The organism is Enterococcus sp. RTP21361st1_A6_RTP21361_211029 (genome assembly GCF_040910045.1).
Lineage (GTDB): Bacteria > Bacillota > Bacilli > Lactobacillales > Enterococcaceae > Enterococcus_D > Enterococcus_D gallinarum.
In genome coordinates this window covers 12638-28520 of record NZ_JBDGBK010000038.1, presented here as the reverse complement: position 1 = coordinate 28520, position 15883 = coordinate 12638, and the positions used below count along the sequence as shown (strand labels likewise).

The window sequence follows — 15883 nt, the reverse complement described above, 5'->3', positions numbered from 1 at the left end:
TGTTGGTGATCCGTACGCCGAAGTTTTCATTGATGACCACGACTTCCCCAGTGGCGATCAGTTTGCCGTTCAACAAAATCTCTAGCGGTTCATCCGTCAGTTTTTCCAGCTCGATGACGGAGCCCGTATTGAAAGATAAAATGTCCTTAATGGTTTTTTTGCTGCGGCCTAACACGACACTTAGATCCAATGGCACATCAAGGATCAAGTCCAAATTATCCCCATCGTTCACTCCGCTGGAGGCCAATGTTTGAAATGCCGGTTTGCTGACCTCCACGGGCTTTGATGCAGCCTCTGGTTCTGGCTTAGGTGCAGCAACGGGTGCTGTTGGCTGCGGTGTTGGTGTTTCCCGAGTAACGACAGTCGCTTCATCGGACAGCATCGCACTGGCGATATCGTTGACCACAGGATCCGTAAAGATCTGCATGATTTTGCTTTCGATCAGACCTTCGACGCGCAAAGAAAATGAGATACAGTAAATCTCTTCCTCTGCCTCGATCCCGCTATACTCAATGTTTTCTGGTGTCTCCCATAGTTTGACGATCGGCGGCAAGATATCCACTTTGCGGCTGATCATCGTCGCCATCGAAGTCGAGGCAGTCCCAATCATTTGGTTCATGGCTTCTGCCACGGCGCTTAGCTCTAATTCCGTAAATTGGGTGTTGGTGGGTTCACCAGTTCCCCCCATCATCAAATCAGCGATCACGATGGCATCTTTGACTTCTAACAGCATCAAATTACTGCCTAAAAGGCCTTCTTTAAATTCAACTGTCGTTGCTACTTTTGGTGCAACGAGGTCGTTTAAGATCTCACCAAATTTGATTTTAGACACCCGGGGAGTCGTGATACTGACCCGAAGATCAAGAATGGAAGACAACGTCGTCGCCGCTTGCGACATGGAGATATTTCCAACTTCGCCAATAATGTCGACTTTGACTTGCTCTTCTAATCCTTGCGGCTGGGCTGGGGCACTTTGATTCAGCAATGCATCGATTTCTGCTTGGGATAAACGTTCACTCATAGTTTTTGCTCCTCTTCTAACTTGTCTAATAACTCAATGGCTAAACGGTCCTCTTGCTTCCCAGGTTTTGCCCGGAAGTAAGGTTTTCCATCGATGAAGGTCTCTAATGGTTCAGTAATTTTTTTGTCTAGTTTGATGACATCGCCTTCTTCTAGGTGGAGAAACTCAGAAAGACTCATTTGAGCATGGCCCAGCAGAACTTCTAAATTCAAGCCGACCCCATTCAAACTTTTTTGCAACTCGCGGCTATCGTCTTGGTTGACTGGCTGATTGCTATCAAACCAATTGCGGAAACTTAATTTATCAATGATCCCTTCAAAGAAGACGTACGGGATACATAGATTGATGAAATGTTTCACTTCAAAAATTTTGATAGTAAAGGTCACTAATACGACGGGTTCGTTCGGCGACATGTTTTGCATCAATTGCGGATTCGTATCGATTCCATCCAAAACCGAATCCAAGGCAACGATGTCCTTCCAAACATTTTGGTAGACCCGTACAAATTGTGCCACCACTTCTTCCAAGATCGCTGTTTCAATATCAGTAAAACTTTTTTTCTCGCTAAAATCCATTTCGATCGGCTTGTTTTGATAAACATCTAAACCGCCGCACAACAATTCTACCAACATCATGCACAGTTGTGGGTTCATCTCGATCATCTGGATCCCGCTCAAAGGCTGCGAATGAAAGAGCCCCAATAAAGTAAATTTTGGTATCGAATGGATAAATTCGTCATAACTGACTTGTTCGATAGCTGCCAACTGCAAAGAAACATTGGTCCGCAGTTGGGTAGAAAGCATGCTGCTGCTCATCTTCGAGAAATCCTCGAAGATCATGTGCAGGGTATTGACGTACTCTTTCGACAGCTTTGTTGGTCGGCGAAAATCGTAGGCTTTCACTTTGGCTTGTTTGTCTTCTATCTCAATAATTTCTTGATCGATCTCTCCGCTGCTCATCGCATTCAACAATAAATCAATCTCTTGCTGCGTCAATACCTGATCCACACTAATCCCCCATTTTTTTAAAAAATCATGTGATCGATTTGAATCACACTGGCTACTTTTTCACCGATCGTCACGACTCCAACGGCATGTTCTGTCTCTTGATTGTCTAGTTGGATATCCTCTTCGGTGATATCAAGAACTTCAATTACTTCTTCTACGAGGACCCCTTTGGTTTCCTCTTGCTTCTTCATGATCAATATATTTTTTTCGTAGGCTGGTTCCATAATCGGAATCAGTTTTGCCAAACGAATCACCGTTACGACAGACCCCCGCAGGTTGATCAACCCTTCTACCCACTCAGGTGCTAAGGGCACCTTCGTAAAGGAAGGAGCATCAATGACCTCGTCCACCGAGTCCGCCGAAATCAAATAGTACTGCTGGGCCATTTTGAAAAGTATCATCTGCATGTCGCTATCCTCCTAGGCATTAGGCAAAGGCTTTATCAATGGCAGTGATTACGCGGTCCGTGTCAAAGGGCTTCACGATAAAGTCCACCGCACCGGCGCGAATTGCATCCATCACCATTCCTTGTTGTCCCATGGCACTGCACATCACGACTTTCGCCTGCGCATCAAACGTGCGGATCATTTTTAACGCCTCTAAGCCGTCCACTTCCGGCATCGTGATATCCATGGTCACTAAGTCCGGTGTCGTTGCTTGGTATTTTTCAAAAGCCTCTTGGCCATTTTGGGCTTCCCCCACGACTTCATAGCCGTTTTTTTCTAAAATATCCTTTAATTTCATGCGCATAAATACCGCATCATCCACGATCAATACTTTTTTTGACATTGTATTTGCCCCTTTCAAATTCCTAATGAATCAAATATGTTTTCTAGTACACCGATTTCTGGAATCAAAAATAACGATGCCTCTAATGTTTCTTTGGCATAGACGAACTCATTACGGATTACCATCACCTGCTCATCATACTGGGCCATTGCCAAATAGATGGAACTGATCGCTGCGCCAAAGAAATCATAGCTGGCACTTGGTAAAGACGCACTCAGCTGTGTTTCCAACAGTTGCCCGATCGCGATCAAAAAAGAATTGGTGAGGATGTTGGTCAACTCATTGATGACTGATTGCTTCAACTCTTCTGACGGATCGCTTTCTTGGATCATCAACTGACGCAATTTTGCGGCGGATTCATCCGTTAAGACAAACAAGAAGATCCCCCGAAACGCCCCTTCGATTTGACTTATCACCACATGTACTTCTTTGTCTTCCGCCATGATCTGCTGATACAAATCCTCATAAGCTAGAATCTCGACTTCCGGTACCCGCATATCGATCGGTTGTTGGAGAAGCTTTGATAAACTAGTCGCAGCGTGGCCACCGCCGATATTGATCAGTTCTTTTAGTCCATCGATCTGCAGCGCTGTATAACTCATAAGCGGTCATCCTTTTTTTTCTGACAGATCGCATGAATGTCTAAGATCAGTGCGATCGAGCCGTTACCCATAATCGTTGCTCCTTGATAGCGATTCAGCTTTTGCAGCAGCGGATCGATTTTCTTGATGACGATCTCTTGTTGGCCGATCAATTCATCTGCCAAAATACCGTGAAATTGTTGGTCATTGTTGACGATAATTGCGAATTTTTTCTCAGATAGGTCGCCTTCGATCGCTAAGAGTTGATCGGTCCGAATCAACGGAATCAACTCTTCTTGAAAACGATAGACCTCATCTGAGACCGTCTGAATGATCTCTTCTTCTTTGATCATCACCACGCGTTCGACTAGATTTAATGGGATCGCAAAGGTTTCTTCGCCGACGCGAACCATCAATGCTTGAATGATCGACAGGGTCAATGGCAATTTGATCACAAACTGCGTGCCTTTATTCGGCTGACTCTTCATCTCGATAGTTCCCCCTAGTTGGGTAATCTTCGATTGCACGGCATCCATCCCGACACCGCGCCCAGAAATATTGGTCACTTCTTGGGCTGTTGAAAAACCGGGGTGGAAGATCAGCTGCTGCAACGCTTCATCGGAAAGGCCTGCCGTGGCTAAGCCTTTCTTTTCAGCACTTGCTTTGATTACTTGTGGATCAAGGCCTTTGCCATCATCCTCTAATGTAATGATCACGCGATTACCTTCTTGGTAGGCCGCCAAACGAATCGTGCCCTTGCGAGGTTTGCCCAGTTTTTCCCGAACGTTGGGTGCTTCGATGCCGTGATCGGCAGAATTACGCAACAGATGGACCAGGGGTTCGCTCAACTCAGAAACCACTGTTTTATCCAATTCCGTTTCTTCCCCAAAAATGACAAGTTCCATTTCTTTTTGCAGTTCATTGGATAAGTCCCTAACCATTCTTGGAAAGCGGCTGAAGACGACATTGACTTGCTGCATGCGGATCCGCAAGACCAAATCTTGCAGCTCAGAAGTCAATCGTGAAACTTGTTCTAAGGGGTCTTTGACTGCTTCGATGTTTTCCCGCTCACTGACATCTTCTAATTGATTGCGATAGACCACCAATTCGGATACGAGATCCAAGAATGAATCTAAGCGATTCAAGTCGACTCGGATTGATTGATTTTGGGCAGACGCATGATGTGCTAGCGCCGGTGATTTTTCTTTCGTTTCTGTTTTCGCTTGTTGGAGAGCAGGAGTTTCTGACTCTTGGGCCGACGCTGGCTGAAGCAGCTCTTCTGCCTCTTCCAACACAGCGGCTGATGGATCAAAAGGTGCCACCACGAAGGCTTCGATCTCACTATTGCTGGCGATGTTTTGCTCAACATCAGCTAGTGTCTGCTGTGTCAAATACAGCAGCGAGAAATCCGATTCAAAGGTGCCTTCTTCGAGTGTTTGGGCATCTGGTTCTGCATAGAGAACATCCCCTGTTTGACCAAGCTTTTCCATGATCAAAAAGGCACGAGCGCCTTTTAACATGGATTGGGCATCTAAGCGAACAGCAATTTGAACGGCTTGATAGCCATCTCCAGCCGCTTGCTCGATCACGTACAGATCAGAAGGATCGATCTGTTGAAACTGTGGGTTTAATGCGCCCGCTGCTGTAGGTTTTTGACTTGCTTCTGTCTCGGTTGGTAGGCCGCCAGAATGTTCCGTTTGGTCAAGTTCGGCCAATAAATCGGCAATTTGAGCTGGCTGCAGGTCACGTTCTTCCCGCAGATCCTCCACAAGTTCTGACAAGCGATCCAAACATTTGAAAATCAATGAGATCGATTGCTGGGTCACTTGCAAGGTCCCTGTTTTAAACAACTCAAAAATATTTTCCATTTTATGGGTCAGCTGCGTCATGACGTCATAGCCCATCGTTGCCGCCATCCCTTTAAGGGTATGGGCAGAACGGAAAATATCATTCAGCAAGGCGCTGTCTTGTGGATCGTTTTCCAATTGCAAGACATGATCATTCAACTGTGCTAAATGATCGTCTGTTTCTTCAAAGAAAAGGGTACGATAGACACTATTGTCATCCAAATGGGTCCCTCCTTTACAAAATTATACTTTTTGATAGATAAACGAATCGATTTTCTTGAGACCGAATTGTTCCGCGAAATTGATCGTTTCTGTCGCTCCCGTAAACAAAATGCCCCCTGGGACCAATGCATCACTGAATTTTTGATAGACGGCATCCCGAGCGTCACTTTTGAAATAGATCGTCACATTGCGACAAACGATCACATCAAAAGGTCCATTGTACGGGTCTTTCAAAAGATCGTGTTGCTTAAAATGAACCCGCCGTTTGATTTCTGTCTTGATCTGAAACTGGTTCTTTTCTATTGCATCAAAAAAACGGGTACGTTCTGCCGCTGAGACATTCCGCAATTCGTGCTCTCGATAGAGTCCTTGCTTGGCTTTTGCCAAAATTTGCATATCGATATCGGTGGCCAAGACATTGGCTGCAGCAATTTGGTTTTTTTCTAGCAGCATAGCGATCGTATAGGGTTCTGCCCCAATCGAACATGCGGCACTCCAAATTTTTGGCAGCGTGGTTTTCGGGAGAACAATGGTTTTCAAGATGCGTTCAAAGGCGTCAAATAGTTCTTTGTTGCGGTAAAATTCCGTTACGTTAATGGTGATATGGGCTAAAAAAGCTGCCCGCACCCCTTCATCTCCTTCGATCAATTGCTGGTATTCCCTCAACGTTTTTGCCCCGCTGTTTTCCATGATCGTAAGGATGCGGCGCTGCATTTGATTTTCTTTGTATGCGGCTAATGGAATCCCTAACCGGCGATCCACCCATGCATTAAATAAGGCAAATTCTTCTTCCATCTTCTTCACCCGACCATCTGTGCAATTTTTGCTTCAATATCCTGCAATGGCAGGACTTCATCAACGACTCCTTGTTCAATGGCATACCGCGGCATCCCAAAAACTGTACACGTTTCTTTGTCTTGAACGATCGTATAGCCCCCAGCCGTTTGGATCTGTCGTAAACCAGCGGTGCCGTCTTTCCCCATCCCCGTTAAAACGACCGCCGCTAGTTGCGCACCATAGTAATCGGCTGCTGAGGAAAAAAGATAATCGACGGTTGGGCGCGTCCCATGCCGTTTTTCTCGCTGGTCCAGTTGCAAATGTCCTTGTTGGATCGTCATGTGGTAATCCCCCGGGCAAAGATACACTTGATTTTCAATCCGCATGCCGTCGATTGCTTCTTGTACTCGGACGGTTGTCTCTGTGTCTAATCGCTTCGCAAAGGAAGCCGTAAATCCCGCTGGCATATGTTGAACGATCAAAATTGGGCAGCGCAGATGCGCGGGCAAGCGACGGATAATGCCCAGTAAGGCACGCGGGCCGCCTGTTGAAGCGCCAATGACCAGAGCGTCAAGATGAGACGACAAGCTGTTTTGCGTCAGCTTAGTGGGTTGGGCAGCCGTTGGCACCAGTGCTTGAGCTGTGCCGGCTTCATGATCCATCGCTAAAATCTTTTGATGAAATTCAGCGATCCATTCTTTTTCGATCATCGATAGACTGACTGGTTTTTCGACAAAATCTCGTGCGCCAAGCGCTAACGCCTCAATCGTGGTTTCTTGGTTGGTTAATGAGCTAAGCATGATGACCGGAATGGCTGATTGCTGTTTCATCTTCCGCAAGGTCTCTAATCCGTTCATCACTGGCATCTCCACATCCATTACCACCAAATCGATCGCTTCTTTGGTCAAATAATCCAATGCTTGTTTGCCATTGCGGGCAGCGACGGTCACCTCGATATCCGGCAACTGATTCAATAAATCTGTCACTACTTTCCGCATGAATGCCGAATCATCGACGATCATTACTTTTTTCATATCCCTGTACTCCTTTTACAAATAAACGATTTCTTGTTTGACTTGCCGAACCATGGTTTTGAAATCCTGAAGGTCTACGACCATGGTTCGACCAGCGCTGCCGCCCACATGTTTGGCCACGATCGGAATGTTTAGCTGATCCAAGACTTCCTCGACGGCTTCAATGTTACGCTGACCAATATTGCTGGCAGCATTAAGGGTCTGGAACTGAAACATATTGGCGCCGCCAACGATTTTCGCTTGAAAGCGAGGCCGGCGGATCTTTAGTTTCAACTCGGCGACCATCGCCGGCAATGCCAAGTCCGCAAACTTCTCGGGCTTGATTTCCCGCTTGTGCAAAAAAGGCTGACTATCTGGCAGCATAATATGACTCAAGCCGCCAATATGACTGGCTTCGTCGTAAATGATCGTGCCGATGCAAGAACCTAAGCCCACCGTGATCAAACGAGTTGGCGCTTGGGCGATCTTATACTCCGAGATCCCCACATGCAGTTCCTCATTCACGGTCATCATTGTCATCGTCATTGGCGGCTGCCAATTTCTCTGTCTGATAGGCGCCTAACTCATCCTTCATCTCTGCCGCTTGTTCATAGCTGAAGAGAAACGGCAGCTCCAATGCCAGTACAAGTTCATCATCTTTTTTCAGAAAGGCTTCGATATAGTTTTGCTTAAGTCCTGACGTATTTAATTCCGCATTGCTGGGACTTTCGGCTAAGGGTAGAATGCCGACGATCTCTTCCACGTAAAGACCGATCGCCTGTTCTTGCCAGTGACACAACAAGACCACATTTTGTCCGGTTTCCGGCGTAAATTCATCAAACAGCTTTTTGCGGATGTCAATGATCGGAACCATCGCCTCTTCAATGGGTTGAATACCCAGAACAAAATCCGCCACTTCTGGCAGCTGTGTGAAAGAGGCAGCCTCAATGACCCTTACCACATAATCGATCCGCAAGGCAAAGTGTTGTTGATGACTTTTAAATACAACGTATTGTTCCATTAGCGTCACCGCTCCTTTTTAGAATTTGAAACTATCCACTTGGAATTTAAGAATATTAGCGATTGTCTCAATTTCTTGTACATTCTGTTCAAAATTTTCGATGACCAAGTAGAAGTCCTCTAGGTTTGCGGTTACTTCTTGCGTCCCAGCAGAGGTCTCAGAAACGGCAGCAGAAATATTGCTGACAGAAACATGAACCATGTCTTTTTTTTCAACGATCCCGATAATATGGGATTCAACTGTTTGGATACTTGAAACCAATTTTTCGACAATGTCAGAGATCTCATTAGCGGACTCGATGGCTTTGTTAATATTGTTGGTCTGTCTTTCGCCGCTTTCAAAGGAATCCGTCACTGCAGAGACCACTTTTTCCGATTTTTTGCGGATCGTTTCAATGATCGAACGAATGCTCTTCGTTGATTGACTGCTTTGTTCCGCTAAACTGCGGACTTCTTCTGCAACAATGGCAAACCCCCGGCCCGCTTCCCCGGCCCGAGCTGCTTCGATGGATGCATTCAATGCCAGTAAGTTGGTCTGGTCAGAAATATCATTGATCAGCTGAACAATTTTTCCGATACTTTGGACATCTTCATTCATGTCGTTCATGCTTTCCACTAATTCTGCTTGGTTTTGCCGTTCGATCTCCCAACTTTCAAACACATGGAACATCATTTCTGAATTGTGGACATTACTGCTTTGGGATTGACCGACATACCCGTTCATCAATTCGATCTCTTTGTGGATCTCTTCGATACTTAAGGCTAATTCGTCCATATCAAAGGAGGTTTGTTCCGCTTCGGAGGCTTGTGAACTAGTAGCATCTGCGATGGCGTTCATCGTCTGACGCACATTTTCAATTGAATTTTTGGCATTTTTTGAGGTTGTCGTTAGACCGCCTACCATTTTTTCCATCCGGCTACTTTCTTCATGCATGCCAACGATCACCGCTTTGAAGGTGTTTAAAACCCCTTGAAAACGATTTTGAACTTGCCCAAAAAGGGAGATTTGGTCGCTGCTGCCGATCTCATCGATATGGGATAGATCGCCAGAACCGACTGCTTCTAGTTCTGCCAACAACGTATCCATGTCTGAATGGGTCTCTTTTTTTGCTAGATAGGTCATTCCTACTAACACTGCAATTTCTAGTAGCAGTACGATCACTGAAAAAATAAAGAAACTTTTTGCTGCTTGTCCGTCTCCGTTGGTGCGGATCACGAAGAAATAGCATCCTAATAATACGATCAGGGTAAATCCTAGCGGAATCAACACCGCCAAGCGGATTTTTTTGATGATAGCTTGTACCTTCTTCTTCATAACAGTATCCTTTCTTATGCAAAATGATCAGTCGTGCTGTTTATCAAGATTCGCTCTTCACTTGATAATCGTTGGGTCACTCCTTCTTTATCCGATTATGAAAACAATCTTCTAGTTCTTTAATCGGATCTTTTGCTAGAAAAGTTAAGCATCTTCACCAGACATATGTATCTTTTGGATCAGCAAAGCGAGTATAGCCGCCTTGGTATTCATCACGAACCAAACGACCGTTTTGCAGCTCGACTACCCGATTACGGACCGTATTGACCATCGTACTGTCATGGGTCGCCAATAGGATCGTGGCACCGACTTGATTGATCCGCAAGAGCAGTTTCATAACTTCGACGGCTGATTTCGCATCCAGATTGGCGGTGGGCTCATCGGCAATCAAGACTGCTGGATCTGTGACGATCGCTCGCGCGATTGCTACTTTTTTGCGCTGTCCCACTGAAAGCTCTTCGGGATAATGATCCTTTTGAGGAAACATGCCAACCAGTTGCAGCGCTTTGGCGGTTTTTTCCTGGCGCAGCTTGCGGGGAGTGCCTAGTACTTGCAGCGCATAGTCGACGTTTTTGGCAACCGTCAGATAAGGAAGCAAAAGGTCTTCTTGTCCGACGATACCGACTTGTCGCCGAATCATATAGAGATGACGGTCTTTGAGTTGTTCCAACAAGACATTGCCGACTTGGATAGAACCGGCCGAAAGTTCTTCTTCTTTCAAGAGCAATTTGAATAACGTTGATTTGCCGGCACCGCTGGGACCCACCACATAGATAAATTCTCCTTGAGGGATCGCAACAGAAATATCGGCCAATGCCAACGTGCCATTGCTGAATTTTTTACTGACCTTGGTTAAGCGAATCATGTTCTTTCTCCTCTAATCTGTAAAACGATTGATCACGGACCACATCTCATCGGCTGTCTGCATGGCTTTCGTATTCAGTCCATACGCACGCTGGGTCGTTAACAAGTCTGTCATGGAAGTCGCTAGATCCACCGTCGACTGTACTAACTGTCCTTGCAAGACGCTGCCAAAGGCTGCCGGATTGGTTTGCGAAGTAAGCAACGCTTGATCACCGGCACTGTACAGTTGGTTGCCCACTGGCGTGATGTTTTCTGTATTCGTCGGCTGATAAAGGGTCAGCTGTCCCAACACTCGAGTCTGACCATTTTCTTCCGTCGTCAACTGACCGCTGGCATCTATTGCGATTTGCTGCGCATCCGGCCACTGAGGGGTCGGTACGTTTGTGGTCATTGCCACAGGGTACCCTTCACTATTGACTAATTGCTTGTTCTCACTTAAATGAAAATTGCCTGCTCGACTCAGCAGCAATTGACCGGTTTGGTCCCGAACCCCGAAAAAGCCATTGCCTTGGATTGCGAGATCTAATGGCTGAGCAGTGCCCGCCAGATTGCCTTGGGCAAAACTTGTGGTCGTGGTTGCCTTCGCCCCCATTGACGCACCATATTGGGCGGTGTTGCCATTAAACAGCGTTTCTTCTGCACCGATGGCATTTTCCATCAATGCTTGAAAGTGCGTCGTTTGTGCTTGGTAGCCATTGGTATTGACGTTGGCGATATTGTTGGCTGTCGTGTCTAAGTTTGTCTGCAAATGATTCAACCCAGAACGGCTGATTCCTAGTAATCCACTGATATTCATTGACTCATCCTCAAATCTTTCCTAATTCGTTGACCGCTTTTTGCAATGTCTGATTCGTTGAACTCAAGACTTTCTGATTGGCTTCAAATTCCCGAGAAGTCTGGATCATCGCCACCATTTCATCGGCAACGGATACATTGGCTTGTTCTAAGGCACCTTGCTGGATTACTGGTGCATTCACATTGGTTCCTGCTGCGTTGCTAGTCACGTAGTTTTGACCATCTGTAGTCAGTGCTTCTGGGGGAAATGATTGGATCTGAAAGTTCGCTGGTCCCAAGGCGCTGACTGCTTGTCCATTGGCACCCAAGACAAGATAGCCTTCTTGTGTTACGTATTGATTCTGCTGATTGACGGTAAAGTCGCCATTTCTCGTATACAACCGCTGACCCGCATTGTTTTGAACGACAAAGTAGCCTTCGGAAAGCAGTGCAAAATCGCTGGCTTGTCCCGTCTGTTTGACGGCGCCTTGGTCTTGGCTGATCGTACTACCTGCCAGTTGCGTCCCTAAAGACAACCCACCGATATCGCGGCGAGTATCCGCATTGGGCCCGCTTTGATAATTATGCAGCGCCACTTCATCTAGTGCCGACTGAAACAAGGCTTTTGCTTGATACCCTGTTGTATTGACATTGGCAATATTGCCGCTCGTCGTCTCTTGTCGCTTTTGTAATAATGAAATGTTCCGTGATAAGACATCCAATCCTCGAATCATGCCAGTTCCTCCTCAATCAATGTGCGCAATTTGGCAATCGTTTTGCCGTGAATTTGTGAGACCCGCGGAATTGAAATTTCTAAGATTTCAGCGATTTCTTTTAACGTCAGTTCTTCGGTATAGTACAGACTTAAAATTATTTGTTCACGTTCCCCTAATTTTTTGATGCACGCAACCAAAGCGGTGCGTTTTTCTTCAGCGACTAAGGTATCTTCGACATTCTCGGCAGGATCCCGAACCATATCCTTTATCGTCATGCCTTCTTCTTGGTAAGCAAACAAGGTATCTTCCAAAGAGACGCTGGCTAAGTAGTGCAAACTCTCATAAATATCCGCTAGTTGACTTTGGTTGATTCCCAGCTGTTTGCAGATCTCAGTATCGGTCGCTTCTCTTTTGAGGCTTTGCTCCAACTCTTGCCGTGCTTGATAAAACTGATTGACTGCCGCCATTTTGTAACGGGAGATTTTGGCGTGCTTGCGTACTTCATCAATAATTGCCCCTTTGATGCGAATCACTGCATAGCTTTCAAAAGGAACTTTTTTTGAGGGATCGAATTTCCGCAAGGCATCCATCAGCCCAATCACCCCAATATTGTAGAGATCACCTGATTCATAATCGGCGGTTTTGATAGACAGGCGCTGAACCACCCGTTCCACTAGCGGCAGATACTTGATGATCTCCGCTTCTCGATCGACTTCATACATCGGCGATGCCCCTTCCTAAGAAAATTCTGCTTAAATGTCAATACTGCCCACCGTTTCGATCGCAATTTCATTGGGAATCTCATTTAGAGAAAGAACGGCGATATCTGGGAAATTAAAAACAATCATTTTTTTGAATGCTAACCGGATCTTAGGCGATGCCAGAATGACGAAATTGATATTTTGAGCAATCGCCGCATGTTGGATCCCACTGATGGAATCCAACAGCTTGGTCACGGTATCTGGTTTTAAGACCGGGTACGAGCCAGTTGCAGTTTTTTGGATACTTTGAGCGATGATTTCTTCTAGTTTCGGCTGGATCACCGCCACTTGCAGCTCGTGTCGTTCATTGGCATACTTGGCAGCGATCGTCCGTTTCAATGCTTGGCGGACATATTCTGTCAAAACTTCTACGTCTTTCGTGACAACGCCGTAATCGGCTAAGGTTTCTAAGATCGTTGCTAAGTCATTGATAGGAATTTGTTCATCCAATAAATTTTGTAAAACTTTTTGGACCTCGCCGAGCCGCAAAATATCGGGGATCAATTCATCGATCACGACATTGTACTGCTCTTTGATGCCCTCCAATAATTTCTTGACTTCTTGGCGACCTAACAGCTCTGGTGCATGGGCATAGATGATTTCTTTTAAGTGTGTTGCGATCACAGTCAAAGGCTCGATAATCGTAAACCCTTGCAGATCCGCCATCTCCTTATCGGATTCATCGATCCACATTGCATCCAGATGAAAGGCTGGTTCTTTTGTTGCGATTCCTTGAAAAGGAAACGGCTCTTCTTTCGGGCTGATCACCATGACTTTGTTCGGGTAAATATCGCCGCGGCCGACTTCGTTGCCACGAATCTTGATCACGTAATCATTGGCATCCAAATAGAGGTTGTCGCGAATACGAACGGGACTGACTAAGATCCCTAATTCTCTGGCACTCTGTTTACGGATCGCCACAATGCGGTTCATTAAGCTGTTGTCGACCGAACTATCCACGATAGGGATTAGACCATAACCGATTTCCACTGAGATTGGTTCCACTTGGAAAGAAGCCACGGAATCATCTTCTTCCTGCGCTTCTTTTTTGCGTTCTAGTGCCAATTTTTGTTCCCATTGTTTTTGTTCCACTCGCTGCTTTTCTTCTTTTTGCGTAACCAGAAAGCTGGCTGCGAAAAGGCCTAAACCAATCAACACAAAAGGAACAAAAGGAAACCCGGGAACTAAGGCTAAGACGAAGAGAATCGCCCCCACGATCCGAAACAGTTGGGGATTACGCATCACATCTGCCGCAATATCCAAACCAAAGGAACTATCGTTATCGGAACGAGTCACGATTACCCCGGAAGCAATCGAAATCAGTAAAGAGGGAATCGAGCTGACCAAGCCATCCCCGATCGCCAGTTTCCCGAATTGGGCGAAGGCTTCCATGACGGTCATTTGTCCCCCCATGGAGAAAATGATTGCTCCGCCAACTAAATTGATGACAGTGATTAAGATCCCTGCGATCGCATCCCCTTTGACAAACTTGCTGGCACCATCCATCGAACCAAAGAAATCAGCTTCTCGCTGCAGATCTTTTCGTCGTTTGCGGGCATCCGCTTCCGTGATCAAACCAGCATTTAGGTCGGAATCGATCGCCATTTGCTTGCCGGGCATCGCATCCAATGTGAATCGAGCAGTCACTTCGGAGACACGCCCTGCACCATTGGTCACGACGACTAGCTGAACCACCATGATGATTACGAACAAAATGATCCCCACGATGTAATTGCTGCCGGCAACGACATTGGCGAAGGCATCGATCACGTGTCCGCCATTTCCTTGGGTCAAGATCAAACGAGTGGAAGATAGATTCAAGCCTAAACGAAACATCGTTGTGATCAGTAGCAAGGTTGGAAACGTAGTGAATTCCAACACTGATTTGGTAAACAGGGTGATCAGTAAAATGTTGATCGCGATCGTCAAATTGATAATGATCAGAATATCTAATAATGCACTCGGTAATGGAATAATAATCAAACCAATAATAGCTAGGACGATCACCGAGATTAAGATATCCGCCAGACCAATGCCTTTTTTCGGTTTTGAGGCAGCCTCATTCATTTTAGTTCCTCCTGTTTCCTTAAATCTTGCCGCGTTGGCTTTCTTCTAGCTGATAGACCAAAGCGATGATTTCAGCAATGGCTTCATACATTTCAACAGGGATGAGATCCCCGGGTTCTACTTGACGGTAAAGGGCCCGTGCTACTTCACGGTTTTCGATTTGTGGGATATTTTCTTTCAGTGCTTCTGCTTTCATCCGCTGCGCCAGCTGATCTGCCCCTTTGGCCAAGACCCGTGGCACCCCTTCACTGCTGGCATCGTAACGAATCGCAATGGCGAAATGGGTCGGATTGGTGATCAAAACCGTCGCTTCTTTGACGTTGGCGATGGCATTTTGGGTCATCGCACGGTATTTCGCTTTGCGCTGTGCTTTGACTTGCGGATCACCTTCCATTTGCTTGAACTCTTCTTTGACTTCCTGTTTGCTCATCATCAAGTTCTTGCGATGGCTATAGCGTTGGTAGCCGTAGTCGACTACGGCCAAAATGATCAAGAAAATCGAGATCTGTAAGAACAATTCTTTGGCCCGCAGCAGCATGAACAGGATCGTTTTTTCCAACCCCACTTCACTCAAACCCAGTAAAACAGGGACGGCGGCTAAAAATTGTTGATAGCACAAGTAGACGATCACGCCGAATTTTGCCAATGTTTTGCCTAAATTCATCAACGAGCGCAAACTGAATTGCTGCTTGATCCCGCTGATAGGGTTCAGCTTTTTAAAGTCTGGTTTGACGGCCTTTCCTGAAAACAACAGACCGACTTGGGCATAATTCGTAATAAGCCCGACTCCGAGCGCGACCAGAAAGACGGGCGCACACAACAAAAGCAGCAGCAAGATACTCTGCACCCCCAGTTTCGGCAGATCCGCCAAACTGGATTGATAATCAGCCAGCTGCGCCAAACTTCGGGAAAAATAAGGCAAAAAAGAAGCGGCGAAAAACTGCCATAAAGACAGAGTCAAAAACGAGAAGACCAGTAGCGAAACAGCAGCTGCTAATTCCTGGGTCTTAGGTACCTCCCCGCGTTTGCGGGCATCCCGCAGCCGCTTGGCACTGGGTAGTTCGGTTTTGCCATCTTTTTCTGCCATCTTCTCACCTCCTGCTGGCTGC

The 15883-nt window shown here is 46.2% G+C and carries 17 protein-coding genes; all 17 read right to left on the bottom strand.

Annotated elements, in window-relative coordinates:
- Positions 1-1021: flagellar motor switch phosphatase FliY (fliY, locus tag AB5Z52_RS08720; RefSeq protein ID WP_368266881.1), on the bottom strand; the 1021-nt coding region annotated here is incomplete at its 3' end.
- Positions 1018-2028, bottom strand: coding sequence for a flagellar motor switch protein FliM (gene fliM / locus AB5Z52_RS08715; RefSeq protein ID WP_005472959.1), 1011 nt, complete (start codon positions 2026-2028; stop codon positions 1018-1020). The genes fliM and fliY, both read right to left, overlap by 4 nt.
- Before the next feature lie 17 nt (positions 2029-2045).
- The gene (locus tag AB5Z52_RS08710; protein WP_005472960.1) at positions 2046-2435 is read right to left on the bottom strand and encodes a chemotaxis protein CheW; all 390 of its coding nucleotides are present in this window, start codon (positions 2433-2435) and stop codon (positions 2046-2048) included.
- A 19-nt stretch (positions 2436-2454) separates the two neighbouring features.
- Entirely contained in the window at positions 2455-2817 is a 363-nt protein-coding gene (locus AB5Z52_RS08705) for a response regulator (RefSeq protein WP_003129084.1), read from the bottom strand.
- A 14-nt stretch (positions 2818-2831) separates the two neighbouring features.
- Positions 2832-3419 carry a chemotaxis protein CheC gene (locus tag AB5Z52_RS08700; RefSeq protein ID WP_003129083.1) on the bottom strand — a complete coding sequence of 196 codons (588 nt, stop codon included), beginning with the start codon at positions 3417-3419 and terminating at the stop codon, positions 2832-2834.
- Positions 3416-5467 (bottom strand): chemotaxis protein CheA, encoded by a 2052-nt coding sequence (locus AB5Z52_RS08695; RefSeq protein WP_003129082.1) that lies wholly within the window; start codon positions 5465-5467, stop codon positions 3416-3418. Before AB5Z52_RS08695 ends, AB5Z52_RS08700 begins: the two co-directional genes overlap by 4 nt.
- A gap of 21 nt (positions 5468-5488) precedes the next feature.
- The gene (locus tag AB5Z52_RS08690; RefSeq protein ID WP_003129081.1) at positions 5489-6262 is read right to left on the bottom strand and encodes a protein-glutamate O-methyltransferase CheR; all 774 of its coding nucleotides are present in this window, start codon (positions 6260-6262) and stop codon (positions 5489-5491) included.
- Positions 6263-6267: 5 nt separating this feature from the next.
- Complete coding sequence (locus tag AB5Z52_RS08685; protein ID WP_003129080.1) at positions 6268-7278, bottom strand: chemotaxis response regulator protein-glutamate methylesterase; 1011 nt, start codon at positions 7276-7278, stop codon at positions 6268-6270.
- A gap of 15 nt (positions 7279-7293) precedes the next feature.
- The gene (locus AB5Z52_RS08680) at positions 7294-7803 is read right to left on the bottom strand and encodes a chemotaxis protein CheD (RefSeq protein WP_003129079.1); all 510 of its coding nucleotides are present in this window, start codon (positions 7801-7803) and stop codon (positions 7294-7296) included.
- A complete protein-coding gene (locus tag AB5Z52_RS08675) occupies positions 7775-8278 on the bottom strand; it encodes a chemotaxis protein CheW (RefSeq protein WP_005472965.1) in 504 nt (167 codons plus the stop codon). Before AB5Z52_RS08675 ends, AB5Z52_RS08680 begins: the two co-directional genes overlap by 29 nt.
- An 18-nt stretch (positions 8279-8296) precedes the next feature.
- Positions 8297-9592 (bottom strand): methyl-accepting chemotaxis protein, encoded by a 1296-nt coding sequence (locus AB5Z52_RS08670; RefSeq protein ID WP_137264687.1) that lies wholly within the window; start codon positions 9590-9592, stop codon positions 8297-8299.
- Between the two features lie 154 nt (positions 9593-9746).
- A complete protein-coding gene (locus AB5Z52_RS08665) occupies positions 9747-10457 on the bottom strand; it encodes a cell division ATP-binding protein FtsE (protein ID WP_003129076.1) in 711 nt (236 codons plus the stop codon).
- A gap of 12 nt (positions 10458-10469) precedes the next feature.
- Complete coding sequence (locus tag AB5Z52_RS08660) at positions 10470-11252, bottom strand: flagellar hook-basal body protein (RefSeq protein WP_003129075.1); 783 nt, start codon at positions 11250-11252, stop codon at positions 10470-10472.
- Positions 11253-11262: 10 nt separating this feature from the next.
- Positions 11263-11964: a flagellar hook-basal body protein gene (locus AB5Z52_RS08655; protein WP_003129074.1), complete on the bottom strand. Its 702-nt coding sequence runs from the start codon at positions 11962-11964 to the stop codon at positions 11263-11265.
- On the bottom strand, positions 11961-12668 hold the full coding sequence (locus AB5Z52_RS08650) for a sigma-70 family RNA polymerase sigma factor (RefSeq protein WP_003129072.1): 708 nt from the start codon (positions 12666-12668) through the stop codon (positions 11961-11963). Before AB5Z52_RS08650 ends, AB5Z52_RS08655 begins: the two co-directional genes overlap by 4 nt.
- Positions 12669-12698: 30 nt before the next feature.
- The gene (flhA, locus tag AB5Z52_RS08645; RefSeq protein WP_137264686.1) at positions 12699-14774 is read right to left on the bottom strand and encodes a flagellar biosynthesis protein FlhA; all 2076 of its coding nucleotides are present in this window, start codon (positions 14772-14774) and stop codon (positions 12699-12701) included.
- Between the two features lie 19 nt (positions 14775-14793).
- Positions 14794-15861: a flagellar biosynthesis protein FlhB gene (locus AB5Z52_RS08640; RefSeq protein WP_005472967.1), complete on the bottom strand. Its 1068-nt coding sequence runs from the start codon at positions 15859-15861 to the stop codon at positions 14794-14796.
- Positions 15862-15883 lie beyond the last annotated feature (22 nt).

Excerpts from the sequence above, each read along its gene's own strand:
- AB5Z52_RS08700 (WP_003129083.1), bottom strand. The coding sequence starts at position 3,419 with ATGAGTTATACAGCGCTGCAGATCGATGGACTAAAAGAACTGATCAAT.
- AB5Z52_RS08675 (WP_005472965.1), bottom strand. The coding sequence starts at position 8,278 with ATGGAACAATACGTTGTATTTAAAAGTCATCAACAACACTTTGCCTTG.
- AB5Z52_RS08670 (WP_137264687.1), bottom strand. The coding sequence starts at position 9,592 with ATGAAGAAGAAGGTACAAGCTATCATCAAAAAAATCCGCTTGGCGGTG.
- AB5Z52_RS08710 (WP_005472960.1), bottom strand. The coding sequence starts at position 2,435 with ATGCAGATGATACTTTTCAAAATGGCCCAGCAGTACTATTTGATTTCG.
- AB5Z52_RS08640 (WP_005472967.1), bottom strand. The coding sequence starts at position 15,861 with ATGGCAGAAAAAGATGGCAAAACCGAACTACCCAGTGCCAAGCGGCTG.
- flhA (WP_137264686.1), bottom strand. The coding sequence starts at position 14,774 with ATGAATGAGGCTGCCTCAAAACCGAAAAAAGGCATTGGTCTGGCGGAT.
- AB5Z52_RS08665 (WP_003129076.1), bottom strand. The coding sequence starts at position 10,457 with ATGATTCGCTTAACCAAGGTCAGTAAAAAATTCAGCAATGGCACGTTG.
- AB5Z52_RS08705 (WP_003129084.1), bottom strand. The coding sequence starts at position 2,817 with ATGTCAAAAAAAGTATTGATCGTGGATGATGCGGTATTTATGCGCATG.
- AB5Z52_RS08680 (WP_003129079.1), bottom strand. The coding sequence starts at position 7,803 with ATGACGATGACAATGATGACCGTGAATGAGGAACTGCATGTGGGGATC.
- AB5Z52_RS08655 (WP_003129074.1), bottom strand. The coding sequence starts at position 11,964 with ATGATTCGAGGATTGGATGTCTTATCACGGAACATTTCATTATTACAA.
- AB5Z52_RS08685 (WP_003129080.1), bottom strand. The coding sequence starts at position 7,278 with ATGAAAAAAGTAATGATCGTCGATGATTCGGCATTCATGCGGAAAGTA.
- AB5Z52_RS08690 (WP_003129081.1), bottom strand. The coding sequence starts at position 6,262 with ATGGAAGAAGAATTTGCCTTATTTAATGCATGGGTGGATCGCCGGTTA.
- AB5Z52_RS08660 (WP_003129075.1), bottom strand. The coding sequence starts at position 11,252 with ATGAATATCAGTGGATTACTAGGAATCAGCCGTTCTGGGTTGAATCAT.
- AB5Z52_RS08650 (WP_003129072.1), bottom strand. The coding sequence starts at position 12,668 with ATGTATGAAGTCGATCGAGAAGCGGAGATCATCAAGTATCTGCCGCTA.